The following is a 6,435-nucleotide window of genomic DNA, read 5'->3' as shown; positions in this document are numbered from 1 at the left end:
CTCGCGCCAGCCGAGTACGAACAGCAATTGATCACGTCACGTACGCTGTCACTCGTCGCGTGAAACCCGGTGTCCACCCCCGGGGATCAACCTCAGTGGAAGGCACGTCGACCACGCTCTCACCTGCGGCAGCCAGCTGCTGAGCGAGAGAGCGGCCGAGTCCGCCGGCGCCTTCGACGGCGAACCGGCGCTCAGGCCACTGCTCGCACCAGCGCATCAGCTGGCGGAACGTCCCGGCGTTGACGACGAACCGGCGCTGGGCGACTCGGTGACCTGCGGCGTCGACAGCGACGGCGGTGTGAGACGACAAGTGGGGATCGACACCGATCAGGATCACGGGCAGCCAGCCTTGCACTCGATGAAACAGGGACGGGAGTGCGGCGGGCACCCTGACTTGAAGTCACTGCGTCACCTTCACGCCCCTGTCGAGCCAGCCCGCCAGGGGCGGCAAGGAGCACTGCGGGCCCGTGCCGGCCGGCACCTGGACGCTACGGCTGCAGACGGTGCGTCTGGAGTCGATTCAACAAGTCAGGAGCCTGGCCAGAGGCCCATCACTGTCCTGTCTGCCCCACCCGGTCGGAGCCACGACCCCACCGCCTGCGGTCGCACGCGAGCCAGCGGCAAGGCGATCTCCGAAAGGTCCTCCGGAACAATCCAACCCCACCGCCCACTCCCCATGCCCAGCATAACTGCCAACTGACCATGTAGGACACGGTCTTACTGGCCCACCGGGTCATTCTGAAAGCGGCCGAGTCAGCGCAGCGAAATCGAATCGTGCATTGTACGGCTGATGCCGTGCCTCGATGACCTCATTTATTTCCGGGTAACCGGCGGCGCCTAGGTGAACTGCTTGCAACGTAGCTTTTCTGTGGTTGAGAAAAACCGCTCTCTCATCACTTGCCGCCCAGTCGACCCAGATCGTAACCACTGCCACGATGTCGTCGATCGTGACCTGCCCTATGGTTCCGTCGGCGACGGCGTCGGCTATGCCAGCCGCCACGCCGGCCTGAGCTGCCCCCCAGGTCATGTCGGCGTGACGCCTACTTTCAATGGTTGCCCTAGTGATGAGAAGCCCGAGCGGCTTGACGGGAAGGTCTGGTCTCAGCGTGAGAAGGGAACAGTCGTGGCCCTCGCTGGGCCGGCTCAAGGCCATGGCCCAGGCTCTGCCGGCTAGACCGTGGAGGTCACCTAGAACGGTGGTGACGTGTGCGGTATGTGGGCTCACGCCCACGTCACATACACCGACTTGGGGACGCGTGGAATGGACGTTGGCCTGATGAAGGCTCATTTCCTGAACCTCAGCCTTTCTCAATGGCGGGTTGGCCCCACATATTGATCACGTTCTTATAGCTTTTGAGGACGGGGCACGGACCGAGTCAGGTGGAGGTCCGTGCCCCTAACGACATCTAGGGTGCGCGGTGACTCTGCAAGGGGCATGAGCATTCACTACCTAACATCGCCGTTTCGGTTGGGGTGATGAGACGTCGCTGATCGTCAGCTGTCAGGTGGGCGGGGTGATTTCGCTGCTTGCGCATGGTGAGATCCCGGCGCGGTGGTCGGATTCTCCAGGGTCATTCGGGTCGTGGGCGGACGGAGGTTTGCCGGTCAGCCGGCGGGTCGGGGCAGTGCGGAAAGGCGATGAAAGGCCGTGGCCAGTTCGTGTCTCCACGGCCAGGTCGCCGGTATCCGCAAGCGCAGACGGCGGCCGCCGCGGTTGAGGTGTTGACATTGAAGTCGCGGGGGAAAGGGGCGAAGCCGGATATAGGTGGGTGCGGCCTGTGAGTGACCCCGGAGTGTGGACACGGGGATTCATGCTGCGAGTGAGAGTTTACCTATGATGTTGTTGTTCGAACTCCAGCGGTGAGAGGTTGGACAGCGCGCTGTGGCGTCTTCGGACGTTGTAGTAGGTGAGCCGCTGGAAGATTTCCTGTCTTGCCCGGCGCATACCCGAGCCCTCACCGCCAGGTTGGAAAGGGCTCACTGCTCATGAGTCGAGGATCTCGCCTGACAGTGCACTGGTAAGGGACTTGCGACTCGTGATACCAAGCTTGCGGAAGATTCTTTGCAGATGATTATCAACCGTTCGTTTCGAAACAATCAGTTGCTTCGCCACCTCGGCCGTGGAAAAGCCATGGGAGACAAGAAAGGCGATCTGCGTTTCGCGTTCTGTGAGCCGTGTAGGTGTGAGGGAAGGAACCAGGCCTGGAGTCCTTGCTCCTTGACACTTTCGCGCGAGTGAGATCGCTTTGTTTCGAGCTGTGGTAGCCCGACGTGAACTTCCCTGACGCTGCCATGTGGATGCTGCCGCAGAAGCGGATTCAGCTGCCATGAGGTTGGCTCCGACCTCTGCGAGTGAACTCGAGCATTCGAAGAGTTCTTGTGGATCTTCGGTCGCCAAGGCTGCTGCGTAGCGCGCGCGCACTTTGGTCAGCTCGCCGTCGGTTGTGTCGGCAAGCTCGCTGAGACGCTCAACCGCAAGCTGCGCTCTTCCGACCCTGCAGAGGTCTGTCAAGATTCTAGCCTCGCTCGCCAAATGATTCAGTGCGCGTGCCGCTTGCGCAGCGTCGATGAGTTCGGACCGAGCACTCGTGAGGTTGCCGACGGAGACTGCCAGCCAGATCTTACCGAGACAGAGTTCGGGGACGAACGGCCCTGAATCTGGAAAGGGTTCAGCTTCTCTTAGCGCCCGTTCGGCGGCCTCAGTATCATGCAATAGAGCAGCGGCCTCGGCGATTCGCACGAGTGCCTGGTGAAGCGTCTGCATCAGGCAGTACCTGCGCCCTAGAGCCGCACCTTGGGCAGCCCAACGTCTGGCAGTAAGCGGACGACCTTGAAGCAGCGCACATCGGGCGAGGGATGTTGCAGTCCATGCCAGCGCCTCAGGAGCATCATCGGCAGATGCGCTCGCCCATCCCTCAACTCCAACGGCGTATGCCTCGTCAAGCCTTCCTGACTCCTGCAATGCGAAAGTCAAAGGTGTGAGGTATTGCACGGGATGGGGCAACCCTGTGGGATCAATGATACTGAGGCGCTCCGCGTGAGCGGATCTAGCCAATTCCAGTGACTTCTTCACCTGCCCCGTGGCGGCCAAACAGCCAGCGAGTGTACCTTCTCCGATCGTCCTGATATATGCGTTTGGCACGGCATCGATGTTCTGCAGAAGATTCAATGCTTCCTGATGTCTACTAACGGAGGCCAGAAGGACCCCTCGTGTAGCCTGCAGGGCTGCGCGGGCCTCTGGCGTGTGCACCTTGGCGACGGCCTCGGAATTGAGACGGAGCGCTTCGTCTATATCAACAAACGACCAAGCCATAATACGCGTCATTGTGATTGACGCATGAACGAGCTCGTCATCGCTAGAGGCTCGAGCCGAAGCCTCTTTCAAGACCTCCAACGCTTCGCGGGGTTCGCCAAGTTCGTCCAGAGCCGCACCGAGAAGTAGGCGAGGCCAGAAGCCGTCGTCCCCATAGCGGGCTGCGGCAGCCAGAGTTCTCGCTCCGCGATAGTCGTGCACACCCATGGCGATTCTCGCACCGCTCATCAGAAGTGCCGTGTCCGCCGTACCTGTCGCGGCCAGCTCCCACATTGCGACGTGCTCTACATCCTCGCGCCTACGGGTCCCCGCCGCTCGGATTCGGGCAACCTGCTCCAGGAACAATTCCTTCTTCCGGGAAACTGTAAGATCAGATTGGAGCACCTTCCCATATAGCGGATGCGAGAGTTCGGCCTTTTCTCGACGACCTTGCCGTAGAATTTGCACAAGCCCAGCAGATTCCAGCTCGTAAAGTTCTTTAGGAAACCATTGAGCATTCACGACCCCACACAAGGAAAGCAATTCTAGCAGTCTCCGAGAACTACCTCCAACTGCAAGCAAGCGCTCGTTGATCAAATCGGCGATCAGTCCCGTCTGTGGATAGTTATCCGCGACATGCCATATTTCACCGTCGAACGTCAGGGCGTTTGATGCCAAAGCGCCAAGGATCAGCTCGTGAATGTACAATGCATTGCCCTTACTTGCGGCATAGAGTTGCTCTGTCGTCCGGGGCTCTATCGCGCCACCCAGGACTGACGTCAAGATTTCATCAGTCTCGTCTCGGTCGAACGGATGCAGATCGATGCGATGGGTTTCATTAGCGCTTCGAATATTCGAAGCAAGCTTATTGAGGCCTACTCCCTGCTGAATTGTTGCGATAAGAAAGGCCGACTCGGCATTAAGGAGTTGATCAATAAGAGTCGCCGAGGTTGCATCCAGGAGCGAGATATCGTCCACCAGTATTACGTACTTGCGACTCTTCTTCCTGGATCCCGTCCGCAGAAGCGCATCGGTAGCGCCCTGAAACAATTCCATAGGAGTAGAAACGGCCACCGTCTTTGGTAGGAGATGAGCCATGGAGGCGAGTGGAAATCCAGTATCACTGCTGGCAGCGGCTCTCCCTGATCGATAACCGAGATCGCGTGCTAGTCGCTGACATTCCTCCGCCAGTCGCGTCTTCCCCACCCCTTCTGGGCCCTGAATGATGAAAGCGTGGCACCTAAGATCCAAAAGTGCGCGTTTGAACGCGGCCATCTCATTGCTACGGCCAACGAAGGGCCAGGCTCGATCGAGATTGCCCATGGAATCTCCTTGTCGCGCCGCGATGCGGGTGCGGTATTTTAATTCTACACCGGAGAAAGTGAACCCGCATGGTGTTCACTTTTTGCGCATAGGATGTATTAAGTTTAAGGGCTGTCGATCTCCGCGTTGTCGGCGGGCCGGCCAAGGTGCCGCTCTGAGATCTGCTGGTGCAGGCGAGGATCCTTGTTGGCCATCGCCGCCTCACCGGTATGGTTGTGGACAACCACGGGTGCGGTCTCGGATCATGGGCCTGCTCCCACACTGTGACCTCCTCAGTCGGCGCGTCCTTGGCGGGCTTCTTCGGCGGCGCCTGGACCTGGTAGGGAAACCGTTTTGCCAGGCCCCGGTATCCGGCATCCACCTTGGCCTTGACCTGTGGGTATGGCTCGAAGAGGGCCGCGATCCCCTCGGACTTGACCGCCGTCTGATCATGCATACGGCCCGGCCGGATGGCGCCGGTCCACAGGTGCGGCCCCGTCGGTCGGCGATGACGGTGGCCTTCTTGGTGTTTTCCGCATCTTGCCGGAGACGAACACACGTCGGCAGGGGCGGCCCGCCTTCGGGCGCCGGACCCGTACCTCGGTGCCGTCCAGGCGCAGCCCAACACCCTTCGCGCTGGCGTAGGCGAAGCTGCGGCAGGGTGTCGTGCGCCGCGTAGAGCGTGATGGCGATGCTGGTGATGTCCTGGCTGGTCAGCGGCCTGGTGTCGGTGGGGCGGGCGGGGTAGCGGGAGATCGGGCACTTGACCTTGTGGATGCTGGTCCGCGGGCGGCGGGGCGGGGCAGATCGGCCAGGACCGCTCGGCCGATGTCGCCGACCAGATCGATATCGTCCGAGGTCAGGACGACACCGCGGCCGGCGATCAGGAGGTTCCGGGCGGCCTCCAGGGCAATGGTGAAGCTTGTCCGGTCTGGATCAAGACCCGGTGCTGACTCGATGGCGGCCACCATGGCGATCCGCAGGAGCTGGTAGGTGGTCAGCAGGGCCCACATTTCCTGTTCCACGCCGGCCGGGTCACCCGAGCGCAGGACCCTGCCGGTGAGAAGCGTGTGGCGCAGGGAATGGAAGGCGGACTCGATCTCCCAGGGTTCGTGATAGAGCCGTACCAACTGTTCCGCAGGGTCGATGCGATGGTCCAGCAGGGTGGTGAGCAGCCGGTAGCGCCCCTGGACATGGTGGCCGTCGGTGGTGGTGACCGTGATGTCGGCGTCGATGACACGGAGTCTCAGGTCCGCGATGCGGGTGAGAAGGGCCGTCCGGGAGCGGGGTGAGCACCGGTGGGCGGCGGCTGGACTTGGTCCTGATCAGGAACTGTGCACCGGTGCGGGAGACGGCGCCCAGGAAGCCGTTGCCGTCGAAGGCCCGGTCTGCCAGGACAGCATGCCAGCGGTGAGCCGGTCCAGCAGGCGGCAGGCGTAGGCGCTTTCGCCTTTGTCGTCGGGTCCGAAGATGGCGCCGAGCAGGGCCGCGGGTGCCGGTCTCCACCAGGGTCATCAGCATCATGGCGGGGTAACCGGCCTACCCGGACCGGTACTTGATCCTCCCCAGCCCACACCGGTTGCGCTCGGCATCCGGTGTCTTGGACGATAGGCAGCCGTCGAAGGCGACCGTGCGAAAGCCGCGGTAGCGCGTTCCAGGGGTGACCGGCGGGGCCAGGGGCCCGGCCAGCACCTCGAACAGCCGCTTCACGGGCGCGACCCCCAGACTGTCAAGCCCCGGGTTTTGTGGAGAGTGGGTTAGCTGGTTTTCAGGGGTACTTGTGGTGCGGCGGTCGTTGCGTGGAGTGCTTCGAACTCGGCGGGTGGGACGTGGCCGAGCTC

The 6,435-nt window shown here is 61.6% G+C and carries 5 protein-coding genes; all 5 read right to left on the bottom strand.

Going from position 1 to position 6,435, the window contains the following annotated elements; all coding sequences use genetic code 11:
• Window positions 1-31: 31 nt before the first annotated feature.
• Window positions 32-337, bottom strand: a complete 306-nt coding sequence (locus tag ACFWDI_RS40710; RefSeq protein ID WP_385312118.1) for a transposase — start codon at window positions 335-337, stop codon at window positions 32-34.
• Window positions 338-733: 396 nt separating this feature from the next.
• On the bottom strand, window positions 734-1,288 hold the full coding sequence (locus tag ACFWDI_RS40705; RefSeq protein ID WP_385312117.1) for a formaldehyde-activating enzyme: 555 nt from the start codon (window positions 1,286-1,288) through the stop codon (window positions 734-736).
• Window positions 1,289-1,828: 540 nt separating this feature from the next.
• Entirely contained in the window at window positions 1,829-1,945 is a 117-nt protein-coding gene (locus ACFWDI_RS40700; protein WP_385312122.1) for an IS3 family transposase, read from the bottom strand.
• Between the two features lie 39 nt (window positions 1,946-1,984).
• Window positions 1,985-4,615 carry a LuxR C-terminal-related transcriptional regulator gene (locus ACFWDI_RS40695; RefSeq protein ID WP_385312115.1) on the bottom strand — a complete coding sequence of 877 codons (2,631 nt, stop codon included), beginning with the start codon at window positions 4,613-4,615 and terminating at the stop codon, window positions 1,985-1,987.
• Window positions 4,616-5,307: 692 nt separating this feature from the next.
• Complete coding sequence (locus ACFWDI_RS40690; protein WP_385312120.1) at window positions 5,308-5,817, bottom strand: transposase; 510 nt, start codon at window positions 5,815-5,817, stop codon at window positions 5,308-5,310.
• Window positions 5,818-6,435 lie beyond the last annotated feature (618 nt).

Origin of the sequence: Streptomyces sp. NPDC060064 (assembly GCF_042736455.1) — a bacterium.
Classification (GTDB): domain Bacteria; phylum Actinomycetota; class Actinomycetes; order Streptomycetales; family Streptomycetaceae; genus Streptomyces.
Note: the sequence above shows the minus strand (reverse complement) of the source record. Positions and strands in the feature narration are given on the sequence as shown.

Bases quoted from the DNA above. Each gene is read 5' to 3' on its own strand.
- ACFWDI_RS40705 (WP_385312117.1), bottom strand. From the start codon at position 1,288: ATGAGCCTTCATCAGGCCAACGTCCATTCCACGCGTCCCCAAGTCGGT.
- ACFWDI_RS40700 (WP_385312122.1), bottom strand. From the start codon at position 1,945: ATGCGCCGGGCAAGACAGGAAATCTTCCAGCGGCTCACCTACTACAAC.
- ACFWDI_RS40695 (WP_385312115.1), bottom strand. From the start codon at position 4,615: ATGGGCAATCTCGATCGAGCCTGGCCCTTCGTTGGCCGTAGCAATGAG.